We start from the raw sequence: 540 nt of genomic DNA on the forward strand, positions 1-540 counted from the left end.
GCAGTGAGGGCATGGGTGCTAAGGTCCATGTCCGAGAGGGAAAGAACCCAGACCATCAGCTAAGGTCCCCAAATATAAAAAAAAAAAAAAAAACGAGGTGAAATTGCTTAGACAGCTAGGATGTTGGCTTGGAAGCAGCCATTCATTTAAAGAGTGCGTAACAGCTCACTAGTCGAGCGATTTTGCATGGATAATAATCGGGCATAAACATATTACCGAAGCTATGGATTAACGTTGAAAGACACGTTAGTGGTAGGGGAGCATTGTAATCAGCGTAGAAGGTGTACTGTGAGGTATGCTGGAGTGTTTACAAAAGAAAATGTAGGCATAAGTAACGATAATGGGGGCGAGAAACCCCCACACCGAAAGACTAAGGTTTCCTCAGCGATGCTAATCAGCTGAGGGTTAGTCGGGTCCTAAGGCGAATCCGAAGGGAGTAGTCGATGGATAACAGGTTAATATTCCTGTACTTCTTATAATTGCGATGGGGTGACGGAGTAATGAAAGCACCGCGAACTGACGGAATAGTTCGTTGAAACA

General features: G+C 44.6%; 1 rRNA gene. It reads left to right on the forward strand.

The window, feature by feature from the left end:
- A 23S ribosomal RNA gene (locus GQS58_RS17430) occupies positions 1–540 on the forward strand; the annotation flags it as partial.

It is taken from the genome of Polaribacter sp. 11A2H, from assembly GCF_011379025.1.
In the GTDB taxonomy this organism is placed as follows: domain Bacteria; phylum Bacteroidota; class Bacteroidia; order Flavobacteriales; family Flavobacteriaceae; genus Polaribacter.